At 61.7% G+C, this 16,561-nt stretch carries 15 protein-coding genes; 8 read left to right on the forward strand and 7 right to left on the reverse strand.

Features of this window, described 5'->3' with window-relative positions:
* From AC3WWH_RS18560 to AC3WWH_RS18570, 3 genes are all read left to right on the forward strand, one after another.
* On the forward strand, positions 1 to 2,462 hold a 2,462-nt coding region (locus AC3WWH_RS18560), incomplete at its 5' end, for a beta strand repeat-containing protein (RefSeq protein WP_492377147.1).
* 75 nt (positions 2,463 to 2,537) lie between these two features.
* On the forward strand, positions 2,538 to 2,903 hold the full coding sequence (locus tag AC3WWH_RS18565) for a hypothetical protein (protein WP_058324317.1): 366 nt from the start codon (positions 2,538 to 2,540) through the stop codon (positions 2,901 to 2,903).
* A gap of 148 nt (positions 2,904 to 3,051) precedes the next feature.
* The gene (locus AC3WWH_RS18570; protein WP_058324316.1) at positions 3,052 to 4,131 is read left to right on the forward strand and encodes an ABC transporter substrate-binding protein; all 1,080 of its coding nucleotides are present in this window, start codon (positions 3,052 to 3,054) and stop codon (positions 4,129 to 4,131) included.
* Between the two features lie 399 nt (positions 4,132 to 4,530).
* Here AC3WWH_RS18570 and AC3WWH_RS18575 read toward each other — a convergent pair whose 3' ends face one another.
* The 6 genes from AC3WWH_RS18575 to uraD all read right to left on the reverse strand — a co-directional run bounded on the left by AC3WWH_RS18575 (position 4,531) and on the right by uraD (position 9,322).
* Positions 4,531 to 5,097 carry a DUF2076 domain-containing protein gene (locus AC3WWH_RS18575; RefSeq protein ID WP_492377148.1) on the reverse strand — a complete coding sequence of 189 codons (567 nt, stop codon included), beginning with the start codon at positions 5,095 to 5,097 and terminating at the stop codon, positions 4,531 to 4,533.
* A 28-nt stretch (positions 5,098 to 5,125) separates the two neighbouring features.
* Positions 5,126 to 5,842, reverse strand: a complete 717-nt coding sequence (locus tag AC3WWH_RS18580) for a Bax inhibitor-1/YccA family protein (protein ID WP_058324315.1) — start codon at positions 5,840 to 5,842, stop codon at positions 5,126 to 5,128.
* A gap of 10 nt (positions 5,843 to 5,852) precedes the next feature.
* Complete coding sequence (locus AC3WWH_RS18585; RefSeq protein WP_492377149.1) at positions 5,853 to 6,614, reverse strand: anti-sigma factor family protein; 762 nt, start codon at positions 6,612 to 6,614, stop codon at positions 5,853 to 5,855.
* Entirely contained in the window at positions 6,607 to 7,137 is a 531-nt protein-coding gene (locus AC3WWH_RS18590) for a sigma-70 family RNA polymerase sigma factor (RefSeq protein WP_492377150.1), read from the reverse strand. The genes AC3WWH_RS18585 and AC3WWH_RS18590 overlap by 8 nt, the downstream gene beginning before the upstream one ends.
* A 261-nt stretch (positions 7,138 to 7,398) precedes the next feature.
* Positions 7,399 to 8,742: an MFS transporter gene (locus tag AC3WWH_RS18595; protein ID WP_492377151.1), complete on the reverse strand. Its 1,344-nt coding sequence runs from the start codon at positions 8,740 to 8,742 to the stop codon at positions 7,399 to 7,401.
* A gap of 43 nt (positions 8,743 to 8,785) precedes the next feature.
* Positions 8,786 to 9,322 carry a 2-oxo-4-hydroxy-4-carboxy-5-ureidoimidazoline decarboxylase gene (uraD, locus tag AC3WWH_RS18600; RefSeq protein ID WP_492377152.1) on the reverse strand — a complete coding sequence of 179 codons (537 nt, stop codon included), beginning with the start codon at positions 9,320 to 9,322 and terminating at the stop codon, positions 8,786 to 8,788.
* A 179-nt stretch (positions 9,323 to 9,501) separates the two neighbouring features.
* On the opposite strand from uraD, the gene AC3WWH_RS18605 reads away from it, so the two are divergent.
* Positions 9,502 to 10,422 carry a LysR family transcriptional regulator gene (locus tag AC3WWH_RS18605; RefSeq protein ID WP_492377153.1) on the forward strand — a complete coding sequence of 307 codons (921 nt, stop codon included), beginning with the start codon at positions 9,502 to 9,504 and terminating at the stop codon, positions 10,420 to 10,422.
* 54 nt (positions 10,423 to 10,476) lie between these two features.
* Here the strand turns inward: AC3WWH_RS18605 and AC3WWH_RS18610 are convergent, their stop codons facing one another.
* On the reverse strand, positions 10,477 to 11,499 hold the full coding sequence (locus AC3WWH_RS18610) for a LacI family DNA-binding transcriptional regulator (RefSeq protein WP_058327882.1): 1,023 nt from the start codon (positions 11,497 to 11,499) through the stop codon (positions 10,477 to 10,479).
* Positions 11,500 to 11,662: 163 nt separating this feature from the next.
* Between AC3WWH_RS18610 and AC3WWH_RS18615 the strand changes: the two genes are divergently transcribed.
* From AC3WWH_RS18615 to AC3WWH_RS18630, 4 genes are all read left to right on the forward strand, one after another.
* Entirely contained in the window at positions 11,663 to 13,189 is a 1,527-nt protein-coding gene (locus AC3WWH_RS18615; RefSeq protein WP_057249656.1) for a sugar ABC transporter ATP-binding protein, read from the forward strand.
* A 76-nt stretch (positions 13,190 to 13,265) separates the two neighbouring features.
* Positions 13,266 to 14,276, forward strand: coding sequence for an ABC transporter permease (locus AC3WWH_RS18620; RefSeq protein ID WP_057249658.1), 1,011 nt, complete (start codon positions 13,266 to 13,268; stop codon positions 14,274 to 14,276).
* Between the two features lie 63 nt (positions 14,277 to 14,339).
* Entirely contained in the window at positions 14,340 to 15,293 is a 954-nt protein-coding gene (locus AC3WWH_RS18625) for a substrate-binding domain-containing protein (RefSeq protein ID WP_057249660.1), read from the forward strand.
* Positions 15,294 to 15,441: 148 nt separating this feature from the next.
* A complete protein-coding gene (locus tag AC3WWH_RS18630) occupies positions 15,442 to 16,494 on the forward strand; it encodes a sugar phosphate isomerase/epimerase family protein (protein WP_492377154.1) in 1,053 nt (350 codons plus the stop codon).
* The last annotated feature ends 67 nt before the right edge of the window (positions 16,495 to 16,561 follow it).

Genomic DNA, 16,561 nt, shown 5'->3' on the forward strand with positions numbered 1-16,561 from the left:
CCGCCTCCGATCAGGATGGTGACAGTGCCACGGCAACGGTCGGCATCAGCGTTGTCGACGACGTTCCGACGGCGGTTGCGGACCTGGACAGCATATCAGCTGGGGACTTCACGCCAGCGACGGGCAACGTGATCAGCGGCGCCGGTACGACGAACAACGGAGTGGATACGCTAGGTGCGGATGGTGCGAAGGTTGTCGGCGTTACCGCCGGCAATAGCGGAGCGTCGCTGGACAATCCGTTGACCCTTGGCACGCAGATCACCGGCACATTCGGCAAGCTGACGTTGAATGTGGATGGCAGCTACAGCTATGTGCGCAATCCGGGTTCGGCCGGTGGTGGCAACGACGTGTTCACCTATACGGTGAAGGACGGCGACGGCGACCTCGCGCATACGACGCTAACAATCAGCATTGGTGACGCGGGGCCGACGGTATCGATCCCGGGCGCCGGTTCGGAGGGAACGGTTGTTTACGAGAAGGGCCTTCCCGAGCGGGGTCTCGAATCGGCCGGCACTGGTGAAATGGCGGACGGCAATGCCGGCAACAACTCCGATACATCGGAGACGACGGGCGGCACGATCAACTTCGCGTCGAAGGATGGTCTCTCGACGATCACGCTCGGTGGCCATGCCCTGACGACTTCGCCGCAGACTTTCGTCGATGCGACGGGTTCGCTGACGGCGCACTACATCTACGACTCGGCGACGGGTGCCGGCTCGATCGTCTACAGCTACACACTGTTGGACAACACATCGGGCAATAACACGTCTGCGACCTTTGCGGTCGTGGTTACCGATGCGGACGGTGACGCCGCCCCGGCGGGAAATTTGGTGATTTCGATCGTCGACGATGCCCCTGTGCTGGGCCAGTTCATGACGGCGGTGATCCCGAACGAAGTCGGCTCGGTGACCGGCACATTCGCGCTCCAGCCCGGGGCCGATGGTATCGCGAACTTCAACATCACAGGACCCGCCATCAGCGGCATCTCCTATACAACGTCCATAAGTCCAGATGGCACCACAACCCTTCTTGGGAAGTCCGGCAATACTTCTGTCTTCTCGCTAACGGTTGCTTCAGACGGAACATATAATTTTGACCTGATCCAGCCGAAAGCAGCAACAAATACAACCGTCCCATTGGCCGGCATGTCCGGAGGAAATGCTCAATTCAGGGAAACCTCTGGCGGGCTCGTCGAGTTTTCGACTACTACGGGCCACACAGTTAACAGTTCGGGCACGGGATTCGGTGTAGACGATCAGCGCCTCGCGAACAGCGAGCAGTTTACGATGGAATTCCACAATGTGGGACAAGCCGGGAACAATCTACCAACAGAGAATCCGAAATATGTCAGCAGCGTCTCGCTCGCATACGGCGACGTGAACCTGGGGAACAGTGCTACCGATAACTTCATACAGTATAAGTGGACGGCCACGAACACAGCAACCAACACGACCGACTTTGGGTTCATCACCATCACCAATGGAATTGCGGGATCTCTGCTGGTGAATCCAGGATTTGACTTCAATGTTCTTACGATCGAGGGCGTTGATGGCGTTTCGGGTTCTGGAAAGGGAGCCAGATTCACGGCAGCAGAAGTCGGCACAACAATTCTTCCCGCAGACCAGAATTATGACTTCCAAATTATCGCGGTGGATCGCGACGGAGATTCCAGCGTCGCTCAAACCCTTCATGTCGATCAGGTGGCAGCCGGATCGGGGGGCTCCTATACTCTGAGTGGCGCGGCCGGCGACGACACCATTGCCGGAAGCACCAAGGCGGACACTATCAACGGTGCGGGCGGTTCGGACATTGCCGACTATACCGGCAGCACGTCGGCGGTGTTCATCAATCTCGATGACAATGGCAACGCTTCGTCGGCTGCGACCGTAGGCAGCCAGCCGGAAGGATCCATTGGCGGTGGTGATGCGGCTGGCGATACGCTGACGGGCATCGAAGGGCTGATCGGCGGTTCCGGCAACGACCTTCTGCACGGCGACTCGGGGGCCAACTACCTTGCTGGCGGTATCGGCAATGATTCGCTTTATGGCGAGAGTGGCGCTGATTCTCTCTACGGCGGTTTGGACAACGACGCGCTCTACGGAGGGGCGGGCTCCGACAGGATGACCGGCGGCGGGGGCAGCGACACCTTCGCGATCGATGCAGACTCCTTGCTCCCCGGCATTGATGACGTCATCACCGACTACAACTACACCGAAGGCGATAGCGTCGACCTGACGGCTCTGCTCGGCAATCTGCCAACGGGCACGAACCTCGACGGTAACTTTGTCCAGGTGGTCCAGGACGGTCAGAACGCCAATCTTCAGGTGGACACCGATGGCAGCGCTGGCAATGCTTCGGGGTGGCACACCGTCGCGATGCTCGAAGACTTCCACGTTTCGACCGAGGTGGTGAAGATCCTGTTCACCGAAAACGGTGCGCCGAAGACACAGGACGTTTCATAAGCGCAACATCGATCTCGACAGTTCAGCGGTTCTCGGTAATCATCCGGGAACCGCATTTCCAGGGGGAACCTTTTCATGATCAGAAGCATGCTGGTGGGGGCGATGGTCGCTCTTATGCCCGTTTCAGGTTTCGCGGCCGATCTCATCGTCGATTATGCGCCAGCCGCTCGGTTATGCGCTGAAGCCAGCCAATCCTCTCTCGCCGTTGACCAGGATGTCGCGACATTGACCAAGGAGGTCGTGTCGCGCATGGACGAGGCGATCGCTGTCGCCGACGATCCGCACTGGATCTCCTCGACGCGGCCGACTTTCGTCTGGGCGTCCGAGACCAAGGTTGCCTGCGGCAAGGCCTATGGCTACCTGCAGTCCAACTGGCGCGACGAGGATTACATCGCCAAATGCGATTGCTTCTACTCCAAGATGCGGAATTTCATGAATTGAGACAGTCGGTTTGATCGTCATGTCCCACGCTGTCGTTTCACCGACCAGGCGGGTGTCGTCCTGTCGGCAGTGGCTAGTCCTCGGCGTCCTCGCACTCGGTACACTTGCGGGCTGTCAGGGCGCACCCACGCCCCAGGATGTTCTCGACGTGGAATCGCCGCAGGCGAGGCATGCGCGGCGCGCGGCCGAACATGCGGTAAAGCCGCAGGAAACCTTCGGCGGGGGCGCAACGCGGATCGCGCTCATCACGGCGTTGATGGCGCCGTCAGGCGAAACGGTACGCGAACGCGATATCCGGGACGGCGCGTCGCTCGCCATCGACGAGGTGGGTGGCGGCCAGCTCTCGTTGCTAGTCGAAAATACCGACGGTTCGCCACAGCAGATTCAAGAGGCGGCGAAGCGGCTTGCCAGCCAGAACGTCGCGCTCGTCGCGCTGTCGGTCGCCGACGTTCCTGTCAGCACCGTGCGCCAGGGTCTCGGCTCTTCCCGTGCGCCGCTTTTGGTCCTGCGGGGCAACGGCGCCGAGCGGCCGGCCGGCACCTTCGCTTTCGTGTCCGACCGCATCGACAGCGCCGTCGAGGGGGCATCCTATGCGGTGGCGTCCGGGCGCAAGCGGCTCGTCGTGCTGTTGCCGGGCGACGTCTCCGCCGCCGAGCGGCAAAGGCTCGATCGCGGACTTGCCGGCTATGGCATCAAACCGGCGCTCGTCGCCGTGACGGGGACCACGGCATTCACCGGCGACGCGGCCTCCAAGACCACATTGAAAGACACCGATGGCGTGCTCCTGGTCGGATCGGGAGATCCGGATGTCGGCGCTCTGTCGCAACTGAAGGCCAACGGCTATCTGAAACCGAACGCAATGGTCGTCGGAAGTTCTGGCTGGGCAAATGCCGCTTACAAGCGCCCCGAGCTCGCGGGCAGCCATCTCTGTCTGTTTGGTCCTGAAAATGGTTCCCGGATGACCTCGCGCTATCTCGATCGATACGAGCGGGCCGCAGGCACGGATGCGGCCTATGGCTTCGACGTGATCGCGCTTGCCGCCGGCCTGGTGCGCAGCCAGGGCGAAACCGCCATCACGCAGGAGAGCCTTCGGTCTCCAAACGGCTTCATCGGCGCGGCCGCAGCCTTCCGCTTCGAAAAGAGTGGTTCCGTCGAGCGAACCTGCGCGATCTACCAGGTCACCTCCGGCAGCGTGAAACTAATGGATCCAGCGCCGCGATCGTTCTGAAGCGCAAGCGCTGGCCTCAAGCTCCGCTTGCCGGCCCACGGGCGCGATCATCCACAGGCTTGCCGAGCCTCTCATCTCGAAGCAACGCTGCGAGCGGCCCCCGGGCGACGCCGGCGTTACTCTTCGGCATTCCCGGACGAAGGGCAGCGTTGACCGTTGCTGAACATCGGCAGGTTGCCATGCTCAAGTAACCATGTGTAGCGCCCTGATCGTGACCTTATCGATGTTGCGGCCATCTCAGGGAAAGTTAGGCAGACAGCAAGCCGAGATCTGCGCATTCTCCACATCCGGGAAGATGGAGGGTCATCGGAACCGGACAGGGGGTAGGCTGTAGCTTGGGCGCAGGTGGGGTCAGGCTTCCGGGGGAGGGGGATTAGACCCCGGAAGCCAATAGCGGCGTCAAATGTCTTCGTCGCCGCCGAAATCCATGTCGTCCGCAGGCGCTTCCGGCTCCGCAGCCGGGGCGCTGGGCTGAGCAGCCTGAGCCTCGTTTCCGCCGAACATGCCTGCGATCGCATTGCCGAGCAGGACGCCGCCGGCGACGCCCATTGCGGTCTGCGCCGCACCGGCGAGGAAGCCGCCGCCGGCGCGCTGTTGCATCGGCTGGCCGTAGGCCTGGTTCTGGCTGCCCCATGGCGAGCCGGGCGCGGCGCGGCCATATCCGGGCTGTTGCGGCGCCGGGCGCTGAGGGGCGGCGTTGCTGCCGAACATCGAGGATAAGAAGCCGCCGCGCGGTTGGCTCTGCGCGGTCTGCGCCTCCAGTTCCTCGATGCGGCGTTGAGCCGCCTCCAGCGCCTGCTCCTGCACGACGATGGTCTGTGCCATGTAATAGGGTGCACCCGGCTGCGCGCTGATCCGTTCCTGGATGAAGCGGTCGGCTTGAGCCTCTCGCGGGCCAGACTGGCGCTCGACATGGGCGAGCCTGGAGAACAGGCCGTCAATGGCCTGCTGGTCGTTGCGATCCATGAGATATGTTCCTTGCTATCTGCGGGTATTACTCTTCACGCTGGCCGGTGAAGTTCAGCAGCAGCTGGAAGATGTTGACGAAGTTCAGATAGAGCGACAGGGCACCGAAAACCGCGAGCTTCTGCTGGGATTCCTGGTCGAAATTGTCGGCATACTGTTCCTTGATGTTCTGCGTGTCCCAGGCAGTCAGGCCGACGAAGACGACGATACCGATCACCGAGACGGCAAACTGAAGAGCGCTCGAACCAAGGAAGATGTTGACGATCGAGGCGATCATCACGCCGATCAGGCCCATGATCAGGAACGAGCCGAATTTCGCCAGGTCGCGTTTCGTTACATAGCCGTAGAGGCTCGTCGCACCGAACATGGTGGCGGCGATGAAGAAGGTGCGGGCGATGCTGGCTCCGGTGAAGACCAGGAAGACGGAGGCCAGCGATAGACCCATGACGGCGCAGAAGGCCCAGAAGGTCATCTGCGCTGACGACGCCGACATGGAATGCATCTTGAAGGAGAAGAAGAAGACGAAGGCGAGCGGAGCCAGCATCACCACCCATTTCAGCGGCGTGGAGAAGATCGGCACGTAGAGTGCCGGCGTGGTGCCGACGATGAAGGCCACAACGCCCGTCACGACAAGGCCCAGGCCCATATAGTTGTAAACGCGCAGCATGTGCTGGCGAAGGCCTTCGTCGAGGGCCGCGGCAGAAGCTTGGCTCATGCCGCCGAAGCGGTTCTGGTTCGAATACATGAAGGTTTCCTCAGTAAAGTGAGTTCTTGAGAAGCTCGGCCTCATCGCTGAGGCCGATGCCCGGCGTGCTTGAGACGACGGCATAGGCGACCTCGCCGACCTGCCACCAGGCAGCCTCGGCGTTGGAAAGATTGAGGTCCTTCACGGACTCAACCGCGAAGTGCCCCGGCCTGCCGGCGAAGAGTGATATGAGTGTGCCTGCATCGGTCTTGACGCTCGTCTCGACGCTAGGCCCGAAATCCGAGGGGAATACCTGGACGTCGACGACGTTCCAGTCCTTCGGAAGCTCCGGCATGACGATGGCGGTCGCGGCACGAATGTCGGCGCGGTCGTAGGTTTGCACTTCCGGCTGTGACGGCATTCCCGCCCTGACGAGCGAGGTCTGATGCGCGCGGATGGCGTATTCCACGAAAGCCGGCGGATGGGCCGAGGCATTGACTTCGCTCGGACCGACGGACGAATGGGCAATCCACCCCACCGAAATCATCAAGCCGACCGCCGCCACCTTCTGCAGGGCGTTCCACACGCGCGCATTCGCCAGTCCCGACGAAAGGCGGCGGGCCGCCTCTCGCGTCTCGGGGCGTCCGGCAACGCCATCCGACGTCAACGCCAGCTTGAGCGTGGTCCGCATGCCGAGGTCAGCCATGACACGAGCCGCCGCGTCCGGGTTCCTGGCAAGCCAGGTCTCAACCCGAAGCCTGCCGGCCGCATCGAACTGGTTGTCCACATAGGAATCGAGATCGGTATCGATAATCGTGTCGACGTCAGTCATTATCGCCTCCGACAAGCCTCAGGTGGTTGGGCTTTTTCGTTCCGTTTTCGAAGTCTCTCAGACTCGCTCTTGCCCGCGAGACCCGCGACATCAAAGTCCCGACGGGAATGTCGAGTATGTCGGCAGCCTCGTGATAGGAGAGGTCCTCGACGGCAACGAGATGAAGGGCCTCGCGCTGCTCCTGCGGAAGCATCATGAACGCTTCGCGGACCTGAGCCAGCCGTACGCTGTGCTCCTGGTGGGCGGGGTAAGACGATCCGACCTCCTGCGCCGTCTGGTCTTCACGCTGGCCGCGAGAGATTGCGGATCGCAAGCGGTCGATATGCGTGTTGCGAACGATCGCGAGAAGCCAGTTTCTAAGGTTCGCCCCAGACCGGAATGTCGAGCGCCGCTCGTAGGCTCTCACCAGAGCGTCATGAACGAGATCCTCGGCGTCCGGCGAATTGCGCGCAAGCGAGCGGGCATAGCGCCTCAGCGCAGCCATCTGCCCAATTACGTCAAAAGCGCCTTTCTTCGAATCCATATCCGCATATACGGAGCCGGCGCGGCTTCTCATCCATCGCGCAGAAAAAAATCTGAGAAAATCTGAGAACTACCGTCTGGACCGAGTTGCGAACGCGCCGGCCGCACGCAGATTGGGGGTGCCGAAATCCTTGGTCCGTGTCGCCCTCTCACGTGTCGTGCGCGTCGCAGATAATCGGACCATCGAGCAAAGCCGCGATGGTCCGATACAATTTCTCGTCCTACCAAAACCCGCAACGCGCGAGGTCTTGTCGGATTTGTTCTACGCAGGCTGATGCGACTGCCGGCTGACCTTGCTGACGAAACCGACGATCAGCACGAAGGTCAGCGCCTCGACGGCAGCCACCAGCCACAGACCGTGGGTCATGACACCGGTCGTATCCTTCAGGTAGCCCATGAGATAGGGGGCGCCGAAGCCGGCAAGGTTCGCGACCGAATTGATGAGCGCGATGCCGACGGCCGCAGCCGAACCCGCCAGGCAATGGTTCGGCATCTGCCAGAAGACCGGGATTGCGGACATGGTGCCGACGATCGCAAGCGCCAGGGCAGCGAGCGACAGGACAGCGCTGGCCGGAAGGACAAAACCCAGGGCCATGAGGCCAGTGGCACCCGCGAGTGCTGCAAAGGCGCAGTGGTAGCGCACCTCCGAGGTGCGATCGGAATGAATGCCGTTCAGGATCATGCCCGCAGCACCGCCGAGATAGATGGCTGCCATGATCCAGCCGACCGTCGCGGGGCTGGAGAATCCGATTTCGCGTACCACCGAGGGGCCGAAGAAAGTCAGCGTCGAGTTCGCCATGATGATGCAGAAATAGATGGCGATGAATTTCCATACGGTCGGGTTCGTCAGCGCCTTGAGCACGCTGTGCTCACGATGGCCGAGAGCCTTCTTGTCCTGCTCGATGTCCTGGATGAGCAGGGCCTTTTCCTCCGAGGTCAGCCAATGCGCCTTCTCAGGCTTGTCGGTCAGATAGAAGATGGTGGCGATGCCGGCGAGGACCGACGGAATGCCTTCGAGCAGGAACACCCACTGCCAGCCGGCCCAGCCGTTGGCGCCGCCGAGCTGCGTCATGATCGTGCCTGCCAGCGGGCCGCCGATGACGCCGGCAAGTGCCGAGGCGGACATGAAGAGGCCGAAGGCCTTGGCGCGACGCAGCGACGGATACCAATAGGTCAGGTAGAGGATGATGCCGGGATAGAAGCCGGCCTCGAACACGCCGAGCAGGAACCGCAGCGTATAGAACTGCCAGGGCTGGGTGACGAACATCATCAGCACGCAGATGATGCCCCAGCCGATGGTGATGCGGGCGATCGTGGCGCGGGCGCCGATCCGTTCAAGCCACATGTTGCTCGGCACCTCGAAGAAGAAGTAGCCAAGGAAGAAGATGCCGGCACCGAGACCGTAAACGGTTTCGCTGAACTGCAGGTCCTGCAGCATGGTGAGCTTCGCGAAACCGACATTCACCCGGTCGATCCATGCCAGGATCCACAGGAACATCAGGAAGGGAAGGAGCCGCCATGTCACCTTGCGGTAGACCGACTCGAGATTTTCGGGGTTCGCGGCGGATGAGCCGCCTCCGTGCCCCGCATGTGCTGCCGATGCCATTGTGGACTACCTCCCGTATAAGTCCATTTCAGGATACCAGCCGCTATGCGGCCGGCGTGATAACCTCCTGCGCCTCCTTGACGAGGGCGCCCAGTCGATAGCGGCTGATGTTGGCGATCTGCCGCAGTGCTTCCGCAAGCTCAGCCTCGGTCTCCCGTCCGATGCGGTGCTTGAACTCGGCAAAGATGCCGGCCTTGGTGTAGTGGCGAACGCAAACGATGAAGGGAAAGCCGTGCCGGGCGCGATAGCGGCGGTTCAGATCGTCGATCAGCGCCATCTCGTGGCCCGCCAGGCTGTCGAGCCCGGCCGTTCCCTGTTCGACGGTCGACTCCGCGGTCATCCGGCCTTGCTTGGCCTCCTTGCCGGCAAGGTCTGGATGCGCGCCCAGGAATGCGACCTTGGACGCCGTGTCACGGGCCAGGATCTGGCCGAACATCGCACCATGCAATGCCTCGACGTCGGCGAACGGCCGCTTCTGCCAGCTGCGCTGCGCGACCCAAGGCGAGTTCTCGAAGACAGGACCGAGGTAAGCGACGAAGGCGTCGCAGTCCATTTGGTTGATCGCGTCGATATCAAGCATGTCATGCCCTGAAGTTGAGCCGCCGCATCGGGGCGTTTCCTATGCAAACGGTGCTCGGCGGGGGCGATTTGGTCAACGCGGGCAGGCAAATACCCATTATTAGCCAGACGAATAAAAGGTGGTGTTGACCTATTGGCCGGCTCGCCCTGCCGGATTTTGTTGGCTATTCTGAAAATCAGATGTCGAAAGAAGATACCGTTGACGCACATCTCCTAAAGGTGTTCTGCGCGCTCATGGCCGAGGGCAGTGTGACGCGTGCCGCGGTCAAGCTGGAGCAATCCCAGCCGGCGGTCAGCCTGGCGCTGGGCAAGCTGCGCGAGATCTTTTCCGACCAATTGCTTGTGCGCGGCCGTGACGGAATGGTCCCGACGGAGCGCGCTCTGGCGATTTTGCCACGCGCTCAGGCCCTGTTGGCCGATCTCACCAGCTTGGTCGACGCCACGGCGCCGTTTGACGCCTCATCAAGCAATCATAGCTTCACGATCGCCTCGCCGGACTACATGGCGCCGGTGTTCCTGTCGGAAATTGTCGATCAGATCAGGCGCAAGGCGCCGAATGCCAGCCTCGTGATCCGGGCGCTCGGTCCCGACTTCGACTTCGAGGGAGCGCTTGCCCGGGGTGACGTCGATGTCGTCATCGGCAACTGGCCGTCTCCGCCCGCCTATCTCAAGCGCTCAATCCTCCTGCAGGACGACATCGTTTGCCTGATGCGGGATAGCCATTCTCTAGCGCAGGGCGAATTCAGCGAAGCCGATTACCTGGCGGCGGCCCATATCGTGCCGGTGGCCTATTCGATGGCCCATCGCGGTGTCGTCGAAACCCACTTGTCAAGCCTTCGGGTCAGCCGGGCGCGCACCGTGGCGCTTTCCTATTTTACGACCGCACCGTACCTCTTGCTGCAGTCGGACCTGATCTTCTCGACCAGCCGTCATTTTGCCAGCTACTTTGCGGGGCTTCTGCCGCTCGTCGTGCGCCAGCCGCCGATCGAGTTCCCGCAGATGGTCTTCCACATGCTATGGCATGACCGCTCGCATCATTCGCCGATGCACCGGTGGCTGCGCGAGATCATCATGCAGGCGCGCAACAGGATCGTCAGCTAGCTTTCGGAACGAAGTGGCTGCTCTCGGAGTAACCGGACAGTCGCGCCCAATCCTTCATCGCCGTGTCGGCGGCGGCCCAACAGAGTTGCGGACCACCAGGTCGGGCCTCAGCAGGATCTCCGTTTCTGAAGGGGTGCGGTCCGAAAGCATCTCTAGAAGCAGTGCCATCGCGTGCTTGCCGATCGCGGTCCGTGGTTGGCGGATCGTCGTCAGGGAAGGGGTCATGAAACTGGCCTGCGGGACGTCATCGAAGCCGGTGACCGAAAACTGATCCGGTATCTCATAGCCGCGCGCTTTGAGGCCAAGCGCGACACCAAGAGCAGTCTGATCGTTGACACACATGAAGGCGGTCGGAAGGTCGTCGCGCATGAAGAGCTGCTCCAGCGCCAGCCTGCCGCTTTCCACCGTTCCGTCGCCTTCGAGGATAAGGCGGCGGTTCGCAGGGATGCCGGCCGCGGCAAGTCCGGCCTCGTACCCCGACCGACGACGGCCATAGGCAAGGCGCGTATGGGAGTCTCCGATGAATGCGATCCGCCGATGCCCTTCGGAAATGAGAAGATCAACGGCCTTGCGCGCGCCTTCGACGTCGTCGACGCCGACGTAGGGAATGCCACCGTTGAAGACGGGCTCGAAAACACCGACGGTCGGCGGCAGGCGCGGCGTCACCTCCTGATGGCCGAAAGGAAGAATGCCGGTAAACAGGATCAGGCCGGCCGCCTGGTTCGAGTTGAAGAATTTCAGATATTCCAACCCGCGTTGGGCATCATTCTGGGTATGCCCGATCAGCACGCCGTAGCCATGGGCTCGCGCTTCGTTTTCAAGGCCAACCAGAATGCTGGAGAAGTTCGGATCGCCGATATCGGGCGCGACCACGAGTATCATGTTCGAGCGCCCCAGCCTAAGGCTGCGCGCCATCGCATTGGTGGTGTAGCCCGTCAGCGCGATGGCCTGGTTGACCTTCAGCCGCGTGGACTTGGCAACCTTCTCGGGCATGTGAATGGCCCGCGAAACTGTCGCGATCGACACTTCGGCGATTCGTGCGACATCTTCGATGGTTGCGGGGGTGGAATCGGACACTCGCTTGGCCTCGGGCTTTGTTGCGAGACACTACACAGACTTGCCTGACGGTCAAACGCGCAGGCCGAAAAAATTGTCTTACAAGCATGATGTAAACCTTTACATCGCGCAGTGTAAAGGTTTACATCATTGAAAAAGCGGTGGAGGCCGCAGGGAGGGGAATATGACCACGGAGGTTGTCGACGGGGCTCCCGTCGTGCTGTCTGCGCGCCGCATCAGTAAATCCTTCAGCGGCGTGCAGGTGCTTTTCAGCGTCGATTTCGAGCTGCGCCAGGGCGAGATTCACGCGCTGATGGGCGAGAACGGCGCCGGCAAATCCACGCTCGTCAAGATATTGTCCGGCTTCGAGCAACCGACCTCGGGCGAGATCCTGCTCGACGGCCAGTCGGTGAAGCTCCCAGCAAACGGTGCGGCCGAAGCGCTCGGCATCGTCATCATCCATCAGGAATTCAATCTGGCCGAACATCTCACCGTCACAGAGAGCCTGTTTCTCGGCCGCGAAGTGACCAGGTTCGGCGTGCTCGACCGCAAGTTCATGCGCGCGGAAACGCGCCGCGTTCTCGATCTCCTCGGCTCCCATGTCGACGAGAACGCGATGATCGGCTCGCTGTCGATCGCCGAAAAGCAGATGGTGGAGATTGCCAAGGCTATCAGCCGTGACGCGCGTGTCGTCTTCATGGACGAGCCGACCGCCGTCCTTTCTCGCGAAGAAACGAACTTTCTGTTCCGCTTGGTGCGCAAGCTGCGCGACAAGGGAACGAGTTTCGTCTTCGTGTCGCACAAGCTCGACGAGGTCATGGAACTCACCGATCGCGTGACGGTGTTGCGCGACGGCCAATGGATCAAGACATCGCCGACCTCCATCCTCGACGGCGAGGCGATCGCCCAGTTGATGGTCGGCCGTGAGCTTTCGAGCCTCTATCCCGCCAAAAGCGAACCCGACTTCGACGAGGAGGTCGTGCTGCGCGTCAGTTCGGTCTCAACAGGCTACGTTAGGGACGCAAGCTTCGAGGTCCGCCGCGGCGAAATCCTCGGTTTTTCCGGGATGATCGGTTCGGGTCGGACGGAATTGATGGAGGCGATTGTCGGATTGCGCCCGCGTGTGTCCGGCGAGGTTCTCGTTCGTGGCCAGCCGGTTTCATCCGGTGACGTGCACGCGGTCAACAAGGCCGGTCTCGCATACATGACCAAGGACCGGAAAGCCAAGGGGCTGTTGCTCAATGCCGGGATGATGGCGAACCTGACGCTGCAGTCGCTCGGTCGCCATAGCCGCCTCGGCTATCTCGATCCGGGAAGCGAGGAGGCGGCTTTGGTCAAGGCGCGCCGCCGCTTCGACATCCGCGTCAGGGATGACAAGATTGTCGCCGGACGCATGTCCGGTGGCAACCAGCAGAAGCTGCTTCTCGCCAAGGTAATGGAAACCGACCCTGGTATCATCATCATCGACGAGCCGACCCGCGGCATCGACGTCGGCACCAAGCAGCAGATCTACCACTTCATCTCGGCGCTCGCCCGGGACGGTCGCTCGATCATTGTCGTCTCATCGGAGATGCCCGAGGTCATAGGCCTATGCAGTCGCGTGGTGGTCATGCGCGAAGGCCATATCGCCGGCATTCTCGAGGGGGACGAGATCTCCGAGCAGGAGATCATGCGCTACGCCGCAGGATTGAAGAGGAAGACGGCGGCCTGAGGCGGCCGCGGCGCATCCTGCGCAGATGCCGAGAACAACAAGATTCCCGACAGGTGGGACGGAGGTTCAATTGGATATGAGCGTAAACGAGGAAGGCAGTCAGGGCGCAATTCGTCGCCGCAGCTGGCGCGACATCGATCTGAGGGCCGTGGCGCCATTCGTCGCACTGGCGTTGCTCTTGCTGGTAGGGGCGCTGGTCAATCCCAACTTCATCAGCATCAACAACCTCGCCAACGTCGCTACCCGCAGCGCCTTCATCGCCATCATCGCGGTCGGAGCGACTTTCGTGATTTCGTCGGGCGATCTCGATCTCTCCGTCGGGGCGATGGTCGCCTTCATCGCCAGTCTGATGATCCTGTTCATGAACTCCGGGGTCATCGCAGATCCGGTGCTCATGCTTCTGGCGGCGGTCCTGTTTACTATTGTCGCCGGCGCACTCTGTGGTCTTGCCAACGGTCTGATCACCACAGTCGGCAAGATCGAACCCTTCATCGCGACGCTCGGCACCATGGGCATCTATAGGGGACTGACGACCTGGTTGTCGCAGGGCGGCGCGATCACGCTTAAGGAGCCAGAGCTCCAGGAAATCTATCGTCCCGCCTATTTCGGCACGATCTTCGGCCTGCCGGTACCGATCGTCGTCATCCTCGCGGTGACGGCCGTGGCGGCCTTCATTCTCTATCGCACGCGCTACGGTCGCCACGTCGTCGCCGTCGGCTCCAATCGTGACGTTGCGCGTTACTCCGGCATTTCCGTCAACCGCGTCCGCACCGTCGCCTTCGTGATCCAGGGGCTCTGCGTGGCAGCCGCCGTCCTCCTCTATGTGCCGCGCCTCGGCTCGACGTCGGCAACGACTGGCATTCTGTGGGAACTACAGGCAATCACCGCCGTTGTCGTCGGCGGCACCGCGCTCAAAGGCGGCGCGGGTCGCGTCTGGGGCACGATCTGTGGTGCGTTCATCCTCGAACTGGTCGGCAACATCATGCTGCTCTCCAACTTCATCAGCGAATACCTGATCGGCGCCATCCAGGGTGCGATCATCATCATTGCGATGCTCGTCCAGCGCTCGCTGGTTCGGAAATCGTGAGACGGCCGGGTCCACAGGTCTCCCGGCCTGCAACAGGCTGACCTGATATTTGGGAGGAACTTAATGCGTAATAAGCTATTCGGCCTGACCCTCGCGGCCATGACAGCGCTCGCTGGCGTGTCGCACGCGCAGGAAGAAAAGAAAGTGACGATCGGCGTCTCGATCCCGGCAGCCGATCATGGCTGGACGGCCGGCGTGGTCTTCCATGCCGAGCGCGTCGCCAAGATCCTGATGGAACGCAATCCGGGCCTGAACGTCATCGTCAAGACCTCACCCGATCCGGCAAGCCAGGCCAACGCCGTGCAGGACCTCGAGACACAGGGCATCGACGCTCTCGTCATCCTGCCGACCGATCCGGATCCGCTGGTCAACGCAATCAAGGAAGTAAAGGGCAAGGGAACCTTCGTCGCGCTCGTCGACCGTGCGCCGAGCGTCAACGACAACTCCGTGCGCGATCTCTACGTCGCCGGTAACAATCCGGCGCTCGGCCAGGTCGCGGGCGAATACATCAAGGCCACGACGCCGGAAGCTGAAGTCGTCGTCATTCGCGGCCTGCCGATCCCGATCGACCAGCAGCGCCAGGACGGCTTCGACAAGGGCATCGAAGGCTCGAAAGTCAAGGTTCTCGACCGCCAGTACGGCAACTGGAACCGCGACGATGCCTTCAAGGTCATGCAGGACTACCTGACGAAGTACCCGAAGATCGACGTCGTCTGGTGCCAGGACGACGACATGGCCGTCGGCGTGCTGCAGGCCATCGAGCAGGCGAAGCGCACCGACATCCAATACGTCGTTGCCGGCGCCGGCTCGAAGGAAATGATCAAGAAGGTCATGGACGGCGACAAGATGATCCCGGTCGACGTGCTCTACCCGCCGGCAATGGTCGGTACGGCGCTTGAGATGACGGTCGCCAACTTCTACGGCCAGGTTCCGGTCCGTGGCGTCTACACGATCGATGCAACCCTCGTGACCAAGGACAATGCCAAGGACTTCTATTTCCCGGATTCGCCGTTCTGATCCAGGCTTGACTGAAAGGCGGCCCGCGGTCGGCGCGGGCTGCCATCCCACAACGATCACATCACAGGTCGTGTCGTCTTGAGCCCCAGGCGGGCATCGCCGGCGCCTTTCTTTTGCCCGGCACATTTTCCAACGGAGGAGACGAGAGATGAAGACGATCAAGGGGCCAGGACTCTTTCTTGCGCAGTTTGCCGGCGATGCGGCACCGTTCAATTCCTGGGGCGCGATCACCAAATGGGCGGCCGACTGCGGCTACAAGGGCGTGCAGGTCCCGAGCTGGGACGCGCGGCTGATCGATCTGAAAAAGGCAGCGACGTCCAAGGCCTATTGCGACGAGTTTGCCGGAAAGGCGCGCGACAACGGCGTCGAGGTGACCGAGCTTTCGACCCATCTGCAGGGCCAGCTCGTCGCCGTGCACCCGGCCTATGACGAAGCCTTCGATGGCTTTGCCGCACCGGAAGTGCGCGGCAATCCCAAGGCGCGTCAGCAATGGGCGGTCGAGCAGGTGAAGCTGGCGCTGACCGCCTCGAAGAACCTCGGGCTGAACGCGATGGCGAGTTTCTCCGGCGCGCTTGCCTGGCCCTTCGTCTATCCCTGGCCGCAGCGCCCGGCCGGCCTCGTCGAGACCGCCTTTGACGAACTGGCGAAACGCTGGAAGCCGATCCTCGACCATGCCGAGGACTGTGGTGTGGATGTCTGCTACGAGATCCATCCGGGCGAGGACCTGCACGACGGCATCACCTACGAGATGTTCCTGGAGCGCACCGGCAACCACGCCAGAGCCTGCATGCTCTATGACCCCTCGCACTACGTGCTGCAGTGCCTCGACTATCTCGACAACATCGACATCTACAAGGATCGCATCCGGATGTTCCACGTCAAGGATGCGGAGTTCAACCCGACCGGACGCCAGGGCGTCTATGGCGGCTATCAGGGCTGGGTCAACCGGGCCGGGCGGTTCCGCTCACTCGGCGACGGTCAGGTGGATTTCGGCGCGGTGTTCTCGAAGATGGCGGCCAATGATTTTGCGGGCTGGGCCGTGGTCGAATGGGAATGCGCGCTGAAACATCCGGAGGATGGCGCGCGCGAGGGTGCCGACTTCGTCAAGCACCACATCATCCGCGTCACCGAAAAGGCCTTCGACGATTTCGCCGGCGGCGGCACCGACGAGGCCGCCAACCGGCGCATGCTGGGGATCTGAGGCAAGGTTCAGCCCCTCGACGGCAGGTCGTGACATCCAGCCGTCCATTTAATTCGTACGGAAAGGA

The organism is Ensifer sp. EB106-03-01-XG145, from assembly GCF_058792075.1.